The sequence below is a fragment of the Thermoactinomyces sp. CICC 10521 genome, from assembly GCF_016055135.1.
Taxonomy (GTDB): domain Bacteria; phylum Bacillota; class Bacilli; order Thermoactinomycetales; family Thermoactinomycetaceae; genus Thermoactinomyces_A; species Thermoactinomyces_A daqus.
This window is the reverse complement of record NZ_JAECVZ010000001.1, coordinates 350,984-371,228: the sequence shown is the minus strand read 5'-3', so window position 1 is coordinate 371,228 and position 20,245 is coordinate 350,984. Positions and strand designations below refer to the sequence as shown.

16 protein-coding genes and 1 pseudogene are annotated in these 20,245 nt (G+C 50.6%); 10 read left to right on the top strand and 7 right to left on the bottom strand.

Going from position 1 to position 20,245, the window contains the following annotated elements; all coding sequences use genetic code 11:
* Both I8U17_RS18240 and I8U17_RS01950 read left to right on the top strand, forming a co-directional pair.
* On the top strand, positions 1 to 228 hold a 228-nt coding region (locus tag I8U17_RS18240), incomplete at its 5' end, for a hypothetical protein (RefSeq protein WP_232330825.1).
* Positions 229 to 432: 204 nt separating this feature from the next.
* A complete protein-coding gene (locus I8U17_RS01950) occupies positions 433 to 906 on the top strand; it encodes a hypothetical protein (RefSeq protein WP_198058947.1) in 474 nt (157 codons plus the stop codon).
* Between the two features lie 316 nt (positions 907 to 1,222).
* Here I8U17_RS01950 and manA read toward each other — a convergent pair whose 3' ends face one another.
* From manA to I8U17_RS01930, 3 genes and pseudogenes are all read right to left on the bottom strand, one after another.
* The gene (manA, locus tag I8U17_RS01945) at positions 1,223 to 2,176 is read right to left on the bottom strand and encodes a mannose-6-phosphate isomerase, class I (protein ID WP_033099791.1); all 954 of its coding nucleotides are present in this window, start codon (positions 2,174 to 2,176) and stop codon (positions 1,223 to 1,225) included.
* A gap of 107 nt (positions 2,177 to 2,283) precedes the next feature.
* Positions 2,284 to 4,173: pseudogene (locus I8U17_RS01935) on the bottom strand (fructose-specific PTS transporter subunit EIIC).
* Between the two features lie 18 nt (positions 4,174 to 4,191).
* The gene (locus tag I8U17_RS01930) at positions 4,192 to 6,138 is read right to left on the bottom strand and encodes a BglG family transcription antiterminator (RefSeq protein ID WP_198058946.1); all 1,947 of its coding nucleotides are present in this window, start codon (positions 6,136 to 6,138) and stop codon (positions 4,192 to 4,194) included.
* 630 nt (positions 6,139 to 6,768) lie between these two features.
* Between I8U17_RS01930 and I8U17_RS01925 the strand changes: the two genes are divergently transcribed.
* Positions 6,769 to 7,494 (top strand): TerC family protein, encoded by a 726-nt coding sequence (locus I8U17_RS01925; protein WP_198058945.1) that lies wholly within the window; start codon positions 6,769 to 6,771, stop codon positions 7,492 to 7,494.
* On the opposite strand, the gene I8U17_RS01920 is transcribed toward I8U17_RS01925, so the two are convergent.
* Both I8U17_RS01920 and betB read right to left on the bottom strand, forming a co-directional pair.
* Entirely contained in the window at positions 7,458 to 8,651 is a 1,194-nt protein-coding gene (locus I8U17_RS01920; protein WP_198058960.1) for a choline dehydrogenase, read from the bottom strand. The two genes, I8U17_RS01925 and I8U17_RS01920, sit on opposite strands and share 37 nt — an antisense overlap.
* A gap of 30 nt (positions 8,652 to 8,681) precedes the next feature.
* Positions 8,682 to 10,139: a betaine-aldehyde dehydrogenase gene (gene betB, locus I8U17_RS01915; protein WP_198058959.1), complete on the bottom strand. Its 1,458-nt coding sequence runs from the start codon at positions 10,137 to 10,139 to the stop codon at positions 8,682 to 8,684.
* A 379-nt stretch (positions 10,140 to 10,518) separates the two neighbouring features.
* Here betB and cudC point away from each other — a divergent pair, with 379 nt between their 5' ends.
* Positions 10,519 to 11,067, top strand: coding sequence for a choline uptake/conversion transcriptional regulator CudC (gene cudC / locus I8U17_RS01910; RefSeq protein WP_052153974.1), 549 nt, complete (start codon positions 10,519 to 10,521; stop codon positions 11,065 to 11,067).
* Positions 11,068 to 11,235: 168 nt separating this feature from the next.
* Here the strand turns inward: cudC and I8U17_RS01905 are convergent, their stop codons facing one another.
* Positions 11,236 to 12,102 (bottom strand): polysaccharide deacetylase family protein, encoded by an 867-nt coding sequence (locus I8U17_RS01905; RefSeq protein ID WP_052153975.1) that lies wholly within the window; start codon positions 12,100 to 12,102, stop codon positions 11,236 to 11,238.
* Positions 12,103 to 12,127: 25 nt separating this feature from the next.
* Entirely contained in the window at positions 12,128 to 13,087 is a 960-nt protein-coding gene (gene corA, locus I8U17_RS01900) for a magnesium/cobalt transporter CorA (protein ID WP_052153976.1), read from the bottom strand.
* Between the two features lie 290 nt (positions 13,088 to 13,377).
* Here corA and I8U17_RS01895 point away from each other — a divergent pair, with 290 nt between their 5' ends.
* From I8U17_RS01895 to I8U17_RS18690, 6 genes are all read left to right on the top strand, one after another.
* Positions 13,378 to 14,202, top strand: coding sequence for a DUF6612 family protein (locus I8U17_RS01895; protein ID WP_198058944.1), 825 nt, complete (start codon positions 13,378 to 13,380; stop codon positions 14,200 to 14,202).
* A gap of 233 nt (positions 14,203 to 14,435) precedes the next feature.
* Entirely contained in the window at positions 14,436 to 15,698 is a 1,263-nt protein-coding gene (locus I8U17_RS01890; RefSeq protein WP_198058943.1) for an argininosuccinate synthase, read from the top strand.
* On the top strand, positions 15,640 to 17,043 hold the full coding sequence (gene argH, locus I8U17_RS01885) for an argininosuccinate lyase (RefSeq protein ID WP_033099799.1): 1,404 nt from the start codon (positions 15,640 to 15,642) through the stop codon (positions 17,041 to 17,043). Before I8U17_RS01890 ends, argH begins: the two co-directional genes overlap by 59 nt.
* Positions 17,044 to 17,334: 291 nt before the next feature.
* A complete protein-coding gene (gene ftsE / locus I8U17_RS01880) occupies positions 17,335 to 18,021 on the top strand; it encodes a cell division ATP-binding protein FtsE (RefSeq protein WP_033099872.1) in 687 nt (228 codons plus the stop codon).
* A complete protein-coding gene (ftsX, locus tag I8U17_RS01875) occupies positions 18,011 to 18,919 on the top strand; it encodes a permease-like cell division protein FtsX (protein WP_198058942.1) in 909 nt (302 codons plus the stop codon). The genes ftsE and ftsX overlap by 11 nt, the downstream gene beginning before the upstream one ends.
* Before the next feature lie 26 nt (positions 18,920 to 18,945).
* The gene (locus tag I8U17_RS18690) at positions 18,946 to 20,100 is read left to right on the top strand and encodes a murein hydrolase activator EnvC family protein (RefSeq protein WP_198058941.1); all 1,155 of its coding nucleotides are present in this window, start codon (positions 18,946 to 18,948) and stop codon (positions 20,098 to 20,100) included.
* Positions 20,101 to 20,245: the final 145 nt, after the last annotated feature.

The following is a 20,245-nucleotide window of genomic DNA, read 5'->3' as shown; positions in this document are numbered from 1 at the left end:
AAAGGCTTTGCGATTTGGTTAATAGGTCACATCAGGTTTACTTTATCTGTATATATCCTAGAAATATACAAAACCCCATTCCTTTTCCGAAGAAAAGGGTGGGGTTTGTCATCAATCTCCAAGACCCTTTGGGGTCTTTTTTCATTTATGGACGAGTCGCAGACCCGTGGTCGGTTGCAACGATTCCGGCTGCATGATTTGAACCGTGTGGACCATGCGCGTCAGTAAAATAATGGATTCGTATTGAACAAAAATTGAACAATCCCTTTTCCTGCAACCAACCGGAAAAGGGATTCGTCCCTTAGTATGAAAGCGATTTTGAGGTGTTTGAATATATTTTTAACATTGGCAATATTACCTTTTTATTTCTATCTTTTTCTTGTAAACTAGTGAATGTATTAACGCACTACATAAAGAAAGGAGCTGATCTGTTTGGAACCCAAAAGGGGAATGGCTTGCTCACTGGCTGCAACGGTGTTTATTGCTGGGGGAGCATTTTCCGGAACGGTTCATGCGCAAAGTTTGCATGCGAATCACATTCCGGCAAAACCTCCGGTAAATCAGGTCAAACCGGCAGCGATTGAAAAAGTGAACCGGATTGAAACAGCAAAGGAGCCGGTATCTCCCGAAGCTCCGGCATCCGTTTCAGGAAGCAATGAAGAAGTTGCCTCCGGGTTTGGTGTGATCAAGGATAAGCTGTTGTCTGACTTTACCGGTCAAACAGAACAAATGACTGCCAATGGACAAGCTGTTCCCTTCTTGGCCAAACAAAAAGTTTCCGCGAACAATGATCGGGCCGAAACGCTCGCAAATCAAGCAAAAGACAGCACAGGCAGCAAGACGAAGCTTGAAAAGCAAACAAAAAAAGCGCCAACGCCATCACAGCGCAAGCGCAAACGGTTGTGAAACAAGCGAATGATCGTGCCCTTAACGGGAAAACCAATGCACAGTCCCTCATTTCACAGACGTCACAGGATATAAATGATAAAGTTTCCTCGCAACCTTATGATAGCAAAGTGAAAACGTCTGTGCCAGTAAAAAAGGCACCGGGATCCCCGGTGGTTGACAAAGTGGCAGATCATGTTTTGCCGTATCATACGGAAGTTGAGTAAGACTTGGCTGAAACGACGTAACAAATTTAAACGATCTCTCTTTTGCCTTCTTTCCTCCCCGAACCATATTGGCTGGTGGGTAATCCCGCCGGCTTTTTTTGATCAAACCGTCAAACCCGGGAAACGATCAAGGTCAGTTTCCCGCTGATGTTAAAGGGACCGTATCCGGCCGGAAGGATGAAATGGTCTCCTTTGGTCAGCGGAACGATTTCATTTTCCCGGCTCAATTCCCCTGAACCGCTGATGACACTGGTCAAAAGAAAAGTTGAAGTGACAGGGTGGGGAAAGACCCCGTCCAACTCCCATTTTTGCACGGTGAAATACGGGGACTGAACCAGGGTGGTGATGGTTCCGCCTTTCTGTACGTTTACATGCGGTTCCACTTTCGCCTCTTCATGGGGGACATTGATCACCTCAATCGCCTGTTTGAGGTGCAATTCCCGTTTGTTTCCGTTTGCATCGGTCCGGTCATAGTCATAAAGGCGGTACGTGGTGTCCGAGTTTTGCTGCGTTTCCAGGATCAGGGTGCCGGCGCCCAGGGCATGCACGGTGCCGCTGGGAACATAGAAAAAATCCCCCGGTTTTACCTTGACCCGTTTCAGGAGTGTTTTCCAGTCGCCCTGTTTGATGCGGGAGATCAGTTCTTCTTTGCTATGAGCCGTATGTCCGTAGATAATTTCCGCTCCCTCGTCGCAATCGATCACATACCAGCATTCTGTTTTGCCCCGTTCGCCATTTTCATGGAGATTGGCATAGGCATCGTCCGGATGAACCTGAACGGACAGATCGCTGGAAGCGTGAAGGATTTTGGTCAGCAGCGGGAAGGTGTCCGCTTTGTCGCTGATGCCGAAAAATTCGGGTTTCTCTGACCAGAGCTCGCCGAGCGTCATTCCGGCATAAGGGCCGTTTTTCACGATGCTCTGGCCGTGGGGATGAGCGGAGATCGCCCAGCATTCGCCGGTTTGCCCGGAGGGAATATCATAGCCGAATTCCTCTTTCAGCCTTGTTCCTCCCCAGATCCGCTCTTTAAATACCGGCTTTAAAAAAATGGGATAGCGATGCAATGGACTCGCTCCTTTCGTTGGAAAATACCGAGGTCTTGGAGGATGAGAACGGGGATGACCGGGAGCGTTGGATCACGGGCTCCCGGTTTGGTCAGAACGATGTGTCACTATTCCTCAGTCAAGAGGGCATACACGCCTTCTTTGCTGGTTGCGGAGAGAAGTTTCGCCCGGAAGGAGTCATCGATCAATTTGACCGCAAGCATTTGCAGGATTTTCAGATGCTCATTTCCCGCCTGCGATTCCGGCACGGCGATCATGAAGATCAACTGTGCCCGTTCGCCGCTCTGTTCATCCCAGGTCACATCCGAAACCGTCCGGGCAAAGGCGACTCTGGGAGTGCTGACTGCGTCCGATTTTCCGTGCGGGATGGCGACACCGAAGCCAATGCCGGTATGTCCTTGATTTTCCCTGGCGAAGATCGCTTCTTTAAACGCCTCGATATCGTGCAAGGCGCCGGTTTGCTTCAATTGTGCCGCCAGCGTTTCGATCACACTGTCTTTCGTGTCCGCGGTTACGTCGAGCAAAATGAGATCATGGTTGATCAGTTGGGACAAGTTCACTGTAATTCACTCCTATTGTTGATCTGAGACTGGTTTTTTCAGGGCGTTTACCATAAAGGCGGTGACCAGAACGCCTGCGATAATGCCGATGATAAACATCGGGATGTTGTGAATGGCGCTGAACAGCATCACGATTGGCCCGCCGTGCGGAACACTGTCACCCACATGCCCGAGCATGGAGATGACGGAGCCGACCATTCCTCCTGCCATGATGCTCGGAATGACGCGCAGCGGGTCCCGTGAAGCGAACGGAATCGCCCCTTCGGTAATTCCGACCAGCCCCATGGCCAGGGCAGCCTTCCCCGCTTCCTGCTCTTCGGGGTAGTATTTTCGTTTATTCAGCAAGGTGGCCAGTCCCATTCCCAATGGGGGAATACAGATGGCGGTGGCAATCGGGCCCATGATGTAGGGGTTGCCCTGCCCGATCATCGCCGCCCCAAACAGGAAGGCCACTTTGTTGATCGGTCCGCCCATGTCAAAGGTGATCATCGCTCCCAGGATTAACGCCAACACGATTTTGGAAGCTCCCTGCATCGTGTTGAGGAAGTGTGTCAGTGCTTCCATCAGCGCAGAAATCGGGGCGCCGATAATATAAATGAAGATCAGCGAAACCGCTAAAGACGTGAGCAGGGGGATCACCAGGATGGGCATGATCGGCTGAATCATTTTTGGCACTTTCAGCGCTTTGAGCCCTTTGGCGATATAACCGGCGATAAATCCGGCCACAATCCCGCCGATAAACCCGGCTCCGGCCGCACTGCCGTAAAAACTGCCGTTTGCCGCGATGTAGCCGCCGATCATCCCCGGGGCCAGTCCGGGGCGGTCCGCGATGCTCATGGCGATAAATCCGGCCAGAATCGGCACCATGAACTGGAAGCCGACTGTGCCGATATCATTGATGGTTTTCCAGAGCGAGTGCTCCGGAATCACAAAGCCTTTGTCAGTCGGCACCCCGCCCAGCCCGATGGAAATGGCGATCAGCAGGCCGCCGATCACCACAAAGGGGATCATGAAGGAAACGCCGTTCATCAGGTCGCGGTAGAGATAGCGCTTTACTTTTGACTCCTGCTTCAGCTCTTTGCCTTCAGCCGGAATTGCCGCATCAGCTTTTTCCGTTTTGTCTTTATAAACGGGCACTTCTCCATCTTGAAAACGTTTGATCAGACTTTCCGTCTTGTGGATGGCATCGGCGACGGAACACTCCAGTACCCGCTTGCCACGGAAGCGCTCTTTTTCGACGTCTTTGTCTGCGGCGATGATGACCCCATCCGCTTCCATGATTTCTTCCGGGGTAATTTCGTTCTCCACTCCGATTGAACCCCTTGTCTCCACTTTGATCGTTATGCCCAGATCCGCAGCGGTTTTTTTCAGCTTCTCCGCAGCGATATAGGTATGGGCGATCCCTGTCGGACAAGCGGTGACAGCTAAAAGTTTCATCGTTCAACCTCCTGATGTTTACAGATGCTCTAAAAATTGCCCGACTGAATCTGCCTTGCGCAAACGGTTTAAAAGAGGCGGGTTTTCGACCAGCTCGGCCAGCTCGGCAAACATGCGCTCCGCCTTTTCTTTCTCCGCCCATTTCAATGCCGGCATAAAGATGAGAAAAACATGATTGCCATTCCAATCGATGGGCTCCTTTAACCGGGCGACGGCCACTGCCGGTTTTTGGATATAGTCGCACAAACCATGGGGGATCGACACACCCCCGCCGATACAGGTGCTGGAGAGTTGTTCCCGTGCCAGGGCGCTTTCTGCATAACCCTGATGCACATACCCTTGTTTTTGCAGTTCGTCGGCCAACAGTTCAATCACCTGATTTGGCGTGTTTGCTTCCAGATCGAGCCGGATCAGTTCAGGCTTGAGGAGCTTGCGCAAAACCGGATAGCGGCGCTGATCGTTTTCCTGATCGGACAGTTTTTTCAGCTCTGTTTCCAGGATTGCGCGGTCGTATTCGGTAAATAAGGGTGTCACGCAAACCGTCGGCAGGAGCGCATTTGTCAGCGGCACGGTGCTGATCAGCAGATCGGGGCCGTGTTCTGCGATCGCTTTTGGCAATCCCTTGATGGAAACGGTATCAAGAAGATGCAAATCCGGAAAGATGCGCCTGATTTTTGCCGCCAGAAGCTGAGAGGTGCCGATGCCGGTTGTGCAGATAAGAAGCGCTTTCATTATTTTCGTTCGCTTTTGTTTCCCTTTAAAGCGTTCGAGCGCTGCCTGAAAATGCAGAGTGAGATATCCGATTTCATCTTCGGGGATGGATTTCCCGAATTCAGCGGCCAGTGGGTTGGCGGCAAAGACAAGCGTTTCAAACATATAACGGTACGTGCGTTTGATTTCATCCAGAATCGGATTGGTCAGGCTCAGGCGATGCCGAATCCGGTGAAAGGCGGCATGCATATGGATGGCCAAACCAATCCACAGATCCTGATCGGCTGAGAGGGGCAGTTGGACGAGCTCCTCTACTTTGCGGATCAGTTTCCCGGCCATTTCCATCGTTTCCGGGCCCAGCTTGGCCAAGGTGTTTTCGAAAGAGTCGCCTTTTTCCAATGAAGTGTAGTGGAGTTTGGCTCCGAGCAGATGTAACGCCATGTAGCCGATCTCCGCTTCTGGGATGCGAACGGCCAACTTCTGTTCAATGGCCTTCGCCAGTCGGACCGCGAGCGGATATTCATTGCGCTGTTTCAAATCGGTCAATTCTTCCGCCGATAATTGGACGATTTTGCCGAGTTTGATCCGTTTGACGGCGATGGCCAGATGGGCGGCCAAACGGGCGACAGCTTCATCTGTAAAGGAGAAATCTGCGGAACGCTCCAGGGTGCGGATCATCTCTGTGATCAGGGCTTCATCGTAGCCCCTGCCCTGCCCGTGCGGAAGTCCCCGCAGTTCCTCCGCATCCAATTTGGCCATTGCTGTACGGCGACTCCGCTCATCCCCTTCCACTTTTAACCCGCAGTTGGGTTTGCGGATCAATTGCAGCCGGAAAGATGACAAGTATTTTTCCACCTCGGCAAGGTCATGGCTGATCGTCGCTTTGCTCACATAAAACAGGTCGGCCAGTTGTGCGGCGGTGACATAACCGTCACTCTCCAGCAACGTTTGAAGGATCAGGATTTTGCGATTTTGCGGGTTGAAAGAAGAGGATTGGAAAGATCCTTCCGCATTCTCGGATAGCGCTTTCAAAATTGCCTGCCGCTGGTGTGAAGGGGCTTCCAGCAAAATCCCCATTCCGGGCTGCCGGATGAGGCGGACATCTGAGAAGGATTGCAGCCATTCATCCAGCCATTTGAGATCAGTGCGAACTGTTTTTTCCGAGACGCCCAGTTCACCGGCAAATTGTTCGGTTGTAGCAAATGTTTCAGTTGCGAGCAAAGATAAGAGTAATCTTTTTTTTCGTTCTTCCATTCATTTCACCACCGGTAGGGAAGGACGGTCACGACGTTCTGTAATTCTGATTATAAATGGTTGTTTCTGTTTAAAGAGCAAATTTATTTCCGGAAGCTTGCGGAAACGTGTAAACAATGGCTGCACTGAAAGAATACGAAGAGACTGCCAAGTCCATGTTGAAGCAGAATTGAGTTTCCAAAAGAAGTGAAAAGCGGAACCGGGGGTCTTTTTCCTCTGCCGGGGCTGGGAGCGGGAATCGCGCATGGATTTGATGCCGGTTGTATGGGGCGTCAACGCAAGTGAGTGGGTCTGGCAAAGGAGTACGGAAACAATGGGACCTGATCTTGGGGTTTGCCGTGGATGGCATGTTGACCAGTTTGTTACAAAAGCCGGAACCTGCGCCATACCAGGGTGCAATCCGGTTGACGGAAGCAAACGACCTTTTGTATGATAGGTTAGAACATGACAAGCGGATAAATCGTACCCACTCAAGCTAAAGGGGAGTAGCTGTTACAGCAAAGTCGTCATTACGGGCGGAAGGCCCCGGCTTTGTTGGCAACGCGACGTTGTTGGCAAGACCTTTACTTTTTCAGTAAAAGTAAAGGTCTTTTCTATTTTTTGGGACTGAAAACGAAGGGGAGGATTCCGATGGAATGGTTATCAATGGAATTTTTGACTGCGTTGTTGTCGATTGTGGTGATTGACCTCGTTCTGGCGGGGGATAACGCGATTGTGATTGGCCTGGCGGCGCGCAATCTTCCGCGGGAACAGCAAAAGCGCGTGATTTTTCTCGGGACGGCCGGAGCTGTGGTCGTGCGCATTTTGTTCACATTGGCGGTTGTATGGTTGTTGAAGGTTCCCGGGCTGCTGCTCGCGTGCGGTTTGATCCTGTTGTGGATTTCCCTCAAACTGCTGTATGAGGAAAAAGATCATGGCGAAGTCAAAGCAGCCAAGAACATGTGGGCGGCCGTGGGGACGATTGTTGTCGCTGATACCGTGATGGGCTTGGATAATGTATTGGGCGTGGCCGGTGCGGCCCATGACAGTTTTCTGCTGGTCATTTTGGGATTACTGATCAGCGTGCCGATTGTTGTCTGGGGAAGCACTCTGTTTTTAAAAGTGATCGAGCGCTTCCCGTGGATCATTTATCTGGGGTCGGCCGTTCTCGCTTACACGGCTGCCCGCATGATTACTGATGAGAAGTTTATCGCTCCCCTGTTTGAAGACAATCCTCTTGTAAAAATTCTGCTGGAAGGGTTGATTGTCGTCGTGATCCTGATAGTCGGAAAAATACTGAAAGGGGAGCGCAAGAAGGCTGCTGGATGCATCATAGCCGATCATGCGGTTTCATCCAGCCCAAAGCAACGGCGGTAAATCCATTTGTATGCATCCAAATCCAAGTCGCGCGGATTGCCGAAGGTTTGTGGATCTTCAAATGCAGCTTTTGCGTAGCGATCGATTTGTTCCGGATCTGCCCCTTGTTGGCGAAGGGTGGGGATATTCAGGTCTCTTACCAGTTTTTCCACTTCGATCACGGCCGCTTTAGCTGCGTCTTCCGTACTCATTCCTTCAACAGGAACGCCGAGTGCCCGGGCGATTCGGGCGTATTTTTCCGGTGCTCCCATCCAGTTGTACTCCATCACGGCGGGCAAGATCGCCGAAACGCATTCTCCGTGCATGACCGGGATGATCCCGCCCAGCGTTTGCGCCATCGCATGGGCAGCACCGGCTGAATCGCTTCCATAGGAAAGACCGGCCAGCATTGCTGCCTGAGCCATGTGATAGCGCGCTTCAAGATCCTGTCCGTTTGCATAAGCGCGGCGAATGTATTTGCCGACATATTCGATCGCCAGCAAGGCGACTGCATCCGTCAATGGTTGGGACTGATTCATCGTATAACATTCAATGGCATGAGATAACGCATCAATCCCGGTGGCTGCGGTAATTCGTTTGGGCATGGACAGATGAAGTTCGGGATCGATCACAGCGAGATGGGCAGGGAGCAAAGGTCCGCCAACATTGAATTTAATCTCACGAACGGGATCTTTGATTACCGCCCATTGGGTCACTTCGCTGCCGGTTCCCGCAGTTGTCGGGATTGTTACCAATGGAGGGATTCGCTTTGTCAGCGATTTTCCTTTTTCCGATGCCTCAAAGTGGATGACCGGTTCACCGTGAACCGCTTCAACTCCGATCGCTTTGGCGGTATCCATCGAACTCCCGCCGCCGACGGCAATCAATCCGTCACATTTTTGCTCAGCAAATGTTTTCGACCCCATGGCGACCAACTCGGTATCCGGTTCCCCGGCGATTTCGTGGAAGACATAAACATCGATTCCGTTCTGTTTTAAATGGGTCTCAATCGGCTTGATGATCCCGGATTGATAGAGGGCGCGATCGGTGACAATCATGGCCTTTTTAATGTTCAGCTGTTTAACTTCTTCCCCGATGTTTTTTGACACACCGATGCCAGAAATCACTTTTGTCGGCATCACAAACGCTTTTTGTTCGAGCATTTGTTCAATTCTCATCATAAAGATCCCCTCCTGAAGAATGTTTGATTAACCAAACCAACGCAGCGGTTGAGGTTGCAAGTTCTTATAGACGTGTTTTTGCTCTGTATATTCTTCCAATCCGGTTTTTCCAAGTTCTCTCCCGATGCCGGACTGTTTGTAGCCGCCCCAGGGAGCCTGAGGGAAATAGGGATGATAATCGTTGATCCAGACCGTCCCCATTCTCAAGGCGCGGCTCACGCGCTCAGCCCGGTTCATGTCTTGTGTCCAAACGGCACCCGCCAGACCGTAAATGGTGTCATTCGCCAGGGAAATCGCCTCTTCTTCGGTTTGAAAGGTTTCAACCGTCAAAATGGGCCCGAACGTTTCTTCTTTCACGATCCGCATATCGCTTGTACAATGGTCAAAAATCGTCGGTTCAATAAAAAATCCACGGGCGAATTCGGGGCCGTCGGGACGTTTCCCGCCTGTAAGCAGCTTGGCGCCTTCCCGGATTCCGATGGCGATGTACTTTTCCACTTTGTCCCGATGTTCAGCTGAGATGAGCGGACCCATTTGCGTATCCGGGTTCAGCCCGCTTCCCAGCCGAATGCGTTTGGCTCGTTCCACCACTGCTTTAACGAACCGGTCATGCCATTTTTCTTCAATCAAAAGCCTGGCGCCCGCAGAGCAAACTTGTCCTGCATGAAAAAAAACGGCATTTAACGCGTAATCGACCGCTGTCTCAAAATCACTGTCGGCAAAGATGATATTGGGATTTTTTCCTCCCAGTTCAAGTGCGATTTTTTTCATGTTCCGCGATGCAGCCTTCATGATTTTCCGGCCTGTTTCGATTCCTCCGGTAAAGGAAATTAGATCAACATCTGCTGATTCGGACAGTTCAGCCCCCACGGTTTCACCGGGACCGGTCACAATATTGACCACCCCTTTGGGAATTCCGGCTTTTTCGAGCAACCCGGCCAGTTTCAGCGTGGTTAAAGGGGTGATCTCGCTCGGCTTCAACACCATTGTGCAGCCTGCCGCAAGTGCCGGAGCCAGTTTCCATGATGCCTGCAAGAGCGGATAATTCCAGGGGGTAATCATCCCGCATACCCCGACTGGCTCCCGGACAACCTTGCTTTCGCTGTTTTTCAGGGGGGAATGAAGCATTTCGCCGCCGTCCTTGTCGGCAAGACCGGCATAGTAGTCGAACACGGAGGCGATATCATCCATATCCGCTTCGCTTTCCGCAAGTGTCTTGCCGGTATTTAATGTTTCCAGACGGGCGAATTCATGTTTCTCCTCTCTGATCAGACTGGCAATCCGGCGCAGTTTTTCACCGCGTTCCGGGGCGGGCAGCCGGGGCCATTCTCCTTCGTCAAACGCTTTGCGCGCAGCTTTGATTGCATTTTGCGCATCCGTCCGGTTTCCTTCCGCCACAACGGAAATCACTTCCTGATTGCAGGGGTTGATGATGGACCGGGTTTGGCCGTCTTCTGCATAAACCCACTCGCCGTTAATCCACATCGGTTTCGTTTGCAAAGCATTTCCCTCCTCTCTTAATACAGTCCGTACAGTTTTTTCTGTACAAACTGTACACTTTTACGATATCATGACTGGTGACCGGCTGCAACCCAGCCCGCTCTCCGTAGAGAAAACATCCATCTTTTGATCGGCAAAACTTTGGGATTAAAGTATGAAAACTCGAAAGGGAAGCCGGGTGCCCCTGACCGGCCATGCCCTTTCACATATTTGACAAACATTTTTCTTGTGGTTAAGATTTGTGAAGTACTTTGCAAGGAAAACCAGGTCGTTCATCAGATGTGTTGATTAACCAAATCGTGAATGCAAACGCGGCTGATTCTGAATAAAACGCAAGAAGTTTGATAGAGAAGGAGTGACATATGTGGCGCCGCATTATGAAAAATTGGAAGAAGCCCGCCGCGACTATATCGAATCGCTGGCGGAAACGATGGAAATGTATGGATTGAGCCCCTCGATGGGACGTCTTTTTGGCATCATGTTTTTTCACGAAGAACCGATGACTTTGGATGAGATGCGTCAACTGACAGGGATGAGCAAGACGAGCATGAGCACGGGTGTCCGGGCATTATCCCGGTTAAAACTGGTTCAGAAAAAATGGCAAAAAGGGGTCCGCAAGGATTTGTATCAGGCAGAACAGGACCAGTTTCACTCATTTATTGAATTTTTTGTTTATTTATGGGAGAAGGAGATCGAAATCAATGAAAAAGCGCTGAACTCAACGGAGCAAAAGCTGCGTGATCTGTTGACCGATCCGAAATTGTCTCCGGATGAGGCAGCCCTGGTGGAAAGGGACTTGCAAAAATTGGCCAAATCCAAACAGTATTATGCCTGGCTCCGTGCGTTGGTTCAGGCGTTTAAAAATGGAGACATCTTCGATCTTGTTCCAATCCCGGATGATTCGGCAAAGTGATTATCGGCACAGTCTCAGGATGAAAGAGAAGAAAAACAGGAGGGGAAGGTCTTTACACCCCGGACTGCATCACTTTCATATAAAAAAGCGGTTCCCGTAATTTGAACCGCTTTTCGGATTTGTCACGGCCGTCCACGTCTGGGATGGCCGTTTGTTTTTGGCATTTCGCTAATGTAAATAGTCTTCCAGTTTCACAAAGCGGAAGCCTTTTTTCTTGAGGAGCGGAATGCTTTTGATCACGCCTTCTGCCGTGTCGTGGCTTGGTTGGTTCATGTGCATGATCACGATCGAACCGGGTTTTGCGGTGAGCAGGGCTTGTTCGACCTGACGGGTGTTGTAGGTTGCTCCGGCGTCACCCAGAATATCGTAGTTAACAGGCTTTTCACCCAATCCGTATACCAGTTTGACGGCTACATCGTCATAAAAAGCGGTTCCGGTACGGAAAAATTTCGGCTTGCGCCCGGTAAGTCTGGTGATCAGCTGGTCATTTCCCAAAACTTCGTTGATCACCGCCGCGGCATTTTTGGTTCCCCCGATTCCGTAAGCGCTTCGGCCAGTGACGGATAACGGGCGATGCTCCGTCCCGTGGTTTTCAATTTCAAAGAGAGGGTTATGCGCCAGTTTCATAAAGGTTTGGGGATTTGCCTCAATCCAGCGGCTGTTGATGAACAATGTCGCCGGAATCCGTTCCTTGTTTAGATAATCGATCAGCTCCCGGTCATATCCGTTCCCGTGTTTGCCGCCGCATGCATCAAAGGTGAGGGCGATGACTTTCTCCTTTGTCGGGAGACGGTCGATAATCCCGGGAAAGTGTTCTCCCCACCGATGGGGCGACTCACTCCCGTATCGCTCTAGGAGCGTTTGTTCCAATTGTTTCATCTGTGCGGCAGGTGAGGGTTTTGTGGCGGAAGCCTTTGTTTCATGGGAATGGGTGGGGTCCGTCTTGGCGGCCTCGATGTGGGTCACCGGACCGGAGCAAGCGGTCAGAAGGGTGAGACAAAGTGCGCTTCCCAGACAAATGATGTTTCTCCACATAAGTTGCGTCTCCTCTGGATTCTCTCTAGTCTTCGTTAAACCAGCCTTTTTTCTTAAACCAGATGTACATCAACAAGGCGATCAGCGCCATCAATCCGAGTACGGCGAAATAGCCGTAGTGCCAGTGCAATTCGGGCATATAGTCAAAGTTCATGCCGTAGATGCCGGCGATAAAGGTGAGCGGCATGAAGATGACCGTAATCACGGTCAAAACCATCATGATCGAATTGGTGCGGTATGCATTGAGCGAGAGATAGTTGTCGCGGATGTCCGCCGTCAGTTCTCGGCTCGATTCAATCATGGCGGCCAATTTTTCCAAATGGGCGTAAACGTTTCGGTAATAGGGCCTGTCCTTTGCCGTCAGCGAAACCCGTTCTGAATTGAGAATCCGGTAGAGCAAGTCGCGCATCGGCCAGACTATATGGCGCAGGGACAGCAACTGTCCGCGAATGGTAAATACTTCGTTCATCAGGAAATGGATTTTGGCCGAATGCCGTCTCGTCTTTGCTTCCAATTCATCAATGCGCTCTTCCAACTTTTGCGCAACCGGGAAATACTGGTCGACAACCTTGTCCATCACCTTATATAAGAAGAACGAGATTCCCTTTTTCCTCGTTTCATCGTCGGAGAGCAGGCGCTCCCACAGTTCGTTCAATTCCTCGTGCTCCTGATAGTGAAATGAGACAAGAAAGTTTTCGCCGGTAAACAGAGCAATCTCTTCTGCTGTCCATGTATGGGGGTTTAATTTGTGTATGGTATAAAACATGTAGTTTTCATAGTATTCCAGCTTCGGCCGGGAGAGGCCGTGCAAACACTCTTTCACCGACAGCGGATGGAACGGGAATCGGCTCAGTTGGTGCGCTTCCTCCATCGTCGGGGTGTTAAAATCGACCCAATACCACTGAAAGGAAAGGGATTGGATTTCTTCCGGCGGTATATTTTCCAGCAGTTTCCCGTCCGTGGTATAGACGAGCGTGCGTATCACTTGAATCCCCCCTGGATCCGTGTAATCGAACCTGTTTTCCGTGGAAGTTTGCTGAATGTCGGGCGCAGGAGCACCAATCCCTTTACGGCGTGTCTAACTTCCACTCACGGATGATGGCGACAAATTCTGATCGTTTTTATTATAACCCGCCACCGGGAAAACCCCCTGTTGCAACATTATGAAGGGATATCTAAAATTATCTATTTTTGACATAATTGAAACATACAGAAACATCTATTTATGATATTATCGTACATAGATTATATTTTTATTAATAAAGGAGCTAAATGATGAGCAATTTATGGTTACGTGTTTCTAGTATCCTGGTTGCCGGTGCACTCATGGTTAGTGGTTGTTCTGCTTCGGATTCCCCTGATAAACCAAAAGAGCTGACTCCGACTGAAGTCATCGAAAAATCAGTGGAAGCCATGAGTGAAAAAGGCTATACTTACGAAATGAAATTGAAACAAAATACGCAGACCAAAGTGTTTGGGCAACAACAAACGGTCAATATGAATATGGATACCAATGTCGATGTGACCACGCACCCGGTGGCCATGCACACCAAAGGAACGGTGAATGCGAACGGAAGCCCGATTCCGGTTGAAATCTATGTCGCTGATAATGCGATGTATAACCATACATCCCAGGGGTGGACGACGGTTGCCGTTGACACCTCTTCGCTCGATTCTTCCGATGACCCGGCTTCGGGGTTGAAGCAACTGGATAAATGGATTGAACAGTTGGGAGGCAATGTATTGCCCAAGGGCGTATCCGTGAAAAAAGTGGGCGGTTCCTATCTGATGGAGGTTGATTATGCCGCTCTGAAAAGCGATCCCTCTTTTGACAAGATGTTGAAGGATCAGATTGCCGCGGGGATTCAAAGCGGAGGAGGCTTCATCACGATCGACCCGAACCAGATTAAAATTGAAAACTACAAGCAACAAATCTGGATTGATGCAAAAACATTCAAGCAGACGAAACAAGTGGTGGACACAAAAATATCCGCTTCTGATCTGGCGGTCGACCAGCACCTGGAAATGATCCTCAAAGGGGAATTTAACGGGAAAATTACCGTACCGGCCGAAGTGAAGAACAGTGCGAAATCAATGTAAGGAAAAGAAAGACTCCTTTGGTATAAAGAGGAGTCTTTTTTTGTTGCGGGAACTTCCTCTCCGCATTCGATGGCCGGTCAGTGGAATCCCCGCGCTTTTTTAGGAATGGGAAATATTCAAGATTTTACACTGCCAAAAACATGAATGTTATCTTTTGCAATTGGGGGTGGATTTTTTGCGCAAGGAATGTATAATAATTCATGAAGATGAATTTTTATTAAGAGGGGATTCGAATGGGAAAACAAAAAGTCGTATTGGCCTATTCGGGCGGTTTAGATACATCGGTTGCGATAAAGTGGCTCTCGGAAAATTACGGATTTGATGTAATTGCGGTCGCGCTGGATGTAGGAGAGGGGAAGGATCTTGATTTTGTCAAACAAAAAGCGCTGAAAGTCGGTGCGGTCAAATCAATCGTTGTCGACGCCAAGGATTTATTCGCCCGGAATTTTCTGATTCCGGCTCTGCAGGCCAATGCCATGTATGAAGGAAAATATCCTTTGGTTTCGGCATTGTCCCGTCCTTTGATCTCCCAGGTGCTGGTGCAGGTGGCCAAGGAGGAAGGGGCGGTTGCCGTGGCGCACGGTTGCACGGGGAAAGGAAATGACCAGGTGCGTTTTGACGTCTCCGTCTCCGCGCTCGCTCCCGAACTGGAAGTGATTGCTCCGGTGCGCGAGTGGGGGATGTCGCGGGAACAGGAAATCGCTTATGCGGAAAAACACGGGATTCCCATCCCGATCGATCTCGATAACCCGTTCAGTATCGACCAAAATCTGTGGGGCAGAAGCTGTGAGTGCGGAGAATTGGAAAACCCGTGGACTGCTCCTCCGGAAGCGGCTTACGAGTGGACCCATCCGCTCGGCAAAACGCCGGATGAGCCGGATGTGATCGAGCTCTCGTTTGAACAAGGGGTTCCGGTGAAACTGGATGGGAAGAGCATGCCTTTCCACGAACTGCTTGCCGTGTTGAACAAGCTGGCCGGAAATCATGGAATCGGGCGGATTGACCATGTGGAAAACCGTTTGGTGGGAATCAAGTCGCGGGAGGTTTACGAAACGCCGGGTGCGACGGTCTTGATCAATGCTCACCGCGAATTGGAACATCTGACGCAAACACGGGACGTGGCGCGGTTTAAGCCAGCCGTTGAGCAAAAATGGGCGGAGTTGGTCTATGACGGCCTCTGGTTCTCCCCTCTGAAAAAAGCGCTGGACGCCTTCATCAAGGAAACGCAGGCGCCTGTTACAGGAACTGTCCGGGTGGTGCTGTTTAAAGGGCAGGCGACTGTGACGGGCAGAACGTCGCCGTATTCCCTCTATAATGAAAAGCTGGCTACTTATACGGATGAGGACTCGTTTGATCACAAAGCAGCCGTTGGTTTTATTAAATTGTGGGGACTGCCTACGCATATTTATGCAAGCGTGCATAAAGAGGAGGGGGAGAATGAAACTCTGGGGCGGACGCTTTACCAAGCCAACCCATCGGTGGGTGGAGGAGTTTAATGCTTCGATCTCGTTTGATCAGGAACTGGCCGAGGAAGATATCCAGGGGAGCATCGCTCATGTGACCATGCTCGGCGCGTGCGGGATTTTGTCCCCGGAAGAGGCGGGGCAAATCATCAAAGGGCTGGAATCGATTTTGGCCAGAGTGCGTTCGGGAGAAGTTGCTTTTTCCGTCGAGCATGAAGATATCCATATGAATATCGAAAAAATCCTGACAGACGAGATCGGTCCTGTCGGGGGCAAGCTGCATACCGGACGGAGCCGCAATGACCAGGTGGCGCTCGATCTGCATCTGTATGTGCGCAAACAGACGATCGAACTGGTGCGCCTGCTGGTGCAGCTGGAGCAGGTGCTGCTGGAGAAGGCGGAACAGCACATCGATACGATTCTCCCCGGGTACACCCACCTGCAGCGGGCTCAACCTGTCAGGCTGGCGCATCATTTGCTCGCCTATGTCAGCATGTTTGAGCGTGACATCGACCGGCTGAAAGACAGCTTCAAACGGGTGAATCTCTGTCCGCTCGGCGCAGGGGCCATCGCCGGCACCACCTTTCCGATCGACCGGAAGATGGTGGCCAATCAGCTCGGATTTGACGGCATTTATGACAACAGTATGGATGCAGTGAGCGATCGCGATTTCCTGGTCGAGTTTCATTCCATTTGTTCCTTGATTATGGTTCATCTGTCCCGGTTGTCCGAAGAGTTGATCTTGTGGGCGAGCGAAGAGTTTAACTATATTGCCTTGGACGATGCCTTTTGTACGGGCAGCAGCATGATGCCGCAAAAGAAAAACCCGGATATTCCCGAACTGGTGCGGGGGAAAACCGGACGTGTCTTTGGTCACTTGATGGCGATGCTGACGACATTGAAGGCCCTACCGCTCACTTACAACAAGGATTTGCAGGAAGACAAAGAGGGGCTGTTTGATACGGTACGGACGCTGACCGGCTCGCTCAGCCTGATGGTGCCCATGATCCAGTCGATGAAGGTAAACCAAAAAAAGATGCGGGAAAATGCCGAATTTGGTTTTGCCAACGCGACCGATCTGGCCGATTACTTGGTGAACAAAGGCATGCCGTTTCGTCAGGCCCATGAAGTGGTGGGAAAACTGGTTCTTTACTGCATTCGGGAAGACAAATATCTGACCGATCTTTCATTGTCGGAGTTTCGTTCCTTTGCCGGGCAGATCAATGAGGATATTTATGATAAAATCGCGTTGGAACAAGTGGTGGAAGCGCGGAAAAGTGAAGGCGGGACGGCAAAAGAACAAGTGATGGCCACGTTGAACAGCAAGAGAAGCGAAATTGCGAAAATAATGGATTGGCTATCCAGTGTTTTCCAATAGTTGCCATTGGGTGACCGCTTTCTTTATGAAACCCTGACTCCTGACAGTTGGGGTTTTTTGTATATTTGAATAAAATTTGATTTTGAAAAATGTATACCTGGGAAAATGAAAGAATGGTGTTATAATAGGGAAGTAGTTTCGGGAGAGGCCGAAAAAAGCGGGATTTTCAGGTTTTTTTAACTTTTGGTGTCCAGATGAAGGATCTGGCCTTTTTTGGTACTATTAAGTAATGTAGGAGAAAAATAGATTAAGAGTGAACGATCATTTATCATGTTTCCTGGGGTGAGTTTCGTGATTGAAATGCATGATGTCTGGAAAGTTTATCCGAATGGAGTGGAAGCTCTCCGTGGCGTTGATGTGCGTATCGACCAAGGGGAGTTCGTCTATATCGTCGGCCCTAGCGGAGCCGGGAAAAGTTCGTTTATCAAACTGATGTACCGTGAAGAAAAACCGACGCATGGCATCGTGCTGATCAACGGCGTGAATGTCAAACGCGTCCGCGACTGGAAAATCCCGCATGTTCGCCGCAAGATCGGCGTCGTTTTTCAGGACTTCAAGTTGCTTCCCAATATGACGGCTTACGAGAATGTCGCGTTTGCCATGGAAGCGGTGGAAACGCCAAAGCGTAAAATCAAGCCCCGTGTGCAGGAAGTGCTGGAACTGGTCGGTTTGAGCGACCGGATGCACGCGTTGCCTTCTCAGTTGTCAGGCGGTGAGCAGCAACGGGTTGCGATTGCGCGGGCGATTGTCAATAATCCCAGCTTTATTATTGCCGACGAGCCGACAGGAAACCTGGACCCGGAAAACTCCTGGGATATCATGTATCTGCTCGAGGAGATCAACAAGTTTGGCACGACCATTGTGATGGCCACCCACAACAAGGAAATTGTGAACACCATGCGCCAGCGGGTCATTGCCATCGAGCAGGGCGTGATCGTGCGCGACGAGTTGGGAGGTGAGTATGGGTATGAAGATTGAGACCATGATGCGACATTTTCGGGAAGCGTACCGCGGGGTGCGGCGAAATTCCTGGATGAGTTTTGCCGCAGTCAGCGCAGTGGCGGTAACGCTGTTCATCTTCGGGCTCTTTTTGATCACTGCCTTTAATGTCCGCTACATGGCAGGAGAACTGGAGAAGCAGGTTGCGATTCGCGCGGCACTCAGCCCGTCGATGACCGGAGCCCAGGAGCGGCAGCTCACAGAGCAGATTCAGCAGCTTCCGGGCGTTAAGAATGCGACGCTGATCCCCAAGAACGTCGGCCTGAGGCAGATGCGCGATGAATGGGGACCGGGAGGAGAACAGCTGTTCAAGGATTTGGACGGAGAAGGGCAAAACCCGCTCCCGGATATCATTACGGTTGAACCGACAGATCCGAAGAATGTCGAAAGCCTGAAGAAACAGATTGAGAATTTCGGCAGTGATAAAATTGAGCGCGTGGCAGCCGGTGAGGGCGTGACGGACAAGTTGCTCAATTTCTCCAGTATGCTGCGCAACATCGTCCTTATTTTCGGATTGGGATTGGCCGTGCTTGCGGCGTTCCTCATTTCCAATACGATTAAGCTGACGATTATCGCCCGCCAGCGGGAAATCGAGATCCAGCGCCTGGTGGGAGCGAGCAACTGGTTTATCCGATGGCCGTTTTTCATTGAGGGGGCCTTCATCGGATTGGTCGGGGCTATTTTCCCGGTTGTGATCGTACTTACCATTTATCAGGTTTTCTATAATGTCCTCGGAGCCGGTGAAGCAGCAGCGATTCTGAAACTGATGCCGGTCGTCTCCCTGGGGATTTATGTCACGATCAGTATTTTTGCACTGGGGGTTGCCATCGGAACGATCGGAAGTATCATTTCCGTTCGACGATTCCTGAAAGTGTAAAAATGATTGATTTGAGGAGGAGCAAGGTGAAGCAAAAACTTGTGGCTGGGATGTTTACTTTTGTGCTGGTTTTTTCTTTAATCCCCCATCCGAACACCTTTGCGAGCGCAAACTCCTCTGAGATCCAACAGAAAAAGGAAGTCATCAAAGAGCGAGATAAACAGATTTTACAGCTGGAAAAAAAGAAGAAACTGGCGCAGCAGGATCAGGCAGCGATTTTAAACCAAATTGAAACAACCAGAAAGCAACTGAACCAACTCGATTTGGAGGTCGCGCAGCTCGAACAGAGTGTGAATGAGGGTCAGGCGCAGGTGGCCAGGTTGAAGGAGCAAGTGGACAAGCGACGGCGGCTATATGTTGAACGGGTGCGCAATTACTACCTGCAAGGGCGCATGTTCTATTTTTCCTTGCTTTTAAATTCTTCGTCATTTGGTCAGTTTTTGGAGCGATATGATATGCTGTCGATGATGAACAGAGCTGACCAGGAGGCGATTGCCGGGCTTACGCGAAAAAAAGCCGAACTGGAAAAGGCGGAACAGAAGCAAAAGGCAATGCTTGCGCAAATGAAGGATAAACAAGAGCGGGCAGAGAATCTTTATGCCAAATTGCAGGCTGACTACCGGGAGCATAAAGAGTTGATTGCCAAGCTGAGCCAAAGTGTGGAGAATTTAGAGGACGTCAATGCAAAAGAGCAGGCAGAATTGAACCGGCTCGTGGCCAAGGCGGAGCAGGATGCGGCACGCAAGGAGCAGCAGGGAGCGCGTTCTGCCCATCTCTCCGCCGGTGATGGAAAACTGTTGTGGCCGGTTGCCGGCGGTTTGGTCACATCTCCGTACGGGATGCGCTATCACCCGATAAAACATACATACCGCATGCATGAAGGGATGGATATCGGTGCCGATTTGGGTGTGCCGATTCGTGCGGCGGAAGCAGGGGAAGTGATTGAAGCCCGGCCTTCCAACGGATATGGTTACATCATCGTCATCTATCACGGAGACGGTTTGGCCACTCTTTATGCCCACATGTACGAGCAAACGGTCAAGGTTAAAAAGGGAGATGTCGTCAAACGAGGCCAGGTGATCGCCGAAGTGGGAACCAATGGCGATTCCACCGCGCCACATCTCCACTTTGAGGTTCATGTGGATGGAAAAACCGTCAACCCTGCGCCGTATCTGAAATAGGTTCCAATGGGGGAAGGGCGAGGGACGATCCCGTTGCAGTTTTTCGCGGTGGGGTCGGCTCTTCATTTTTTTGGTTTAGTTGATGAGATGAAAGAAATCGTTGCTCCCTGATGCGGGATTTGTAGCTTTTCAGCGGTTTTTCGCG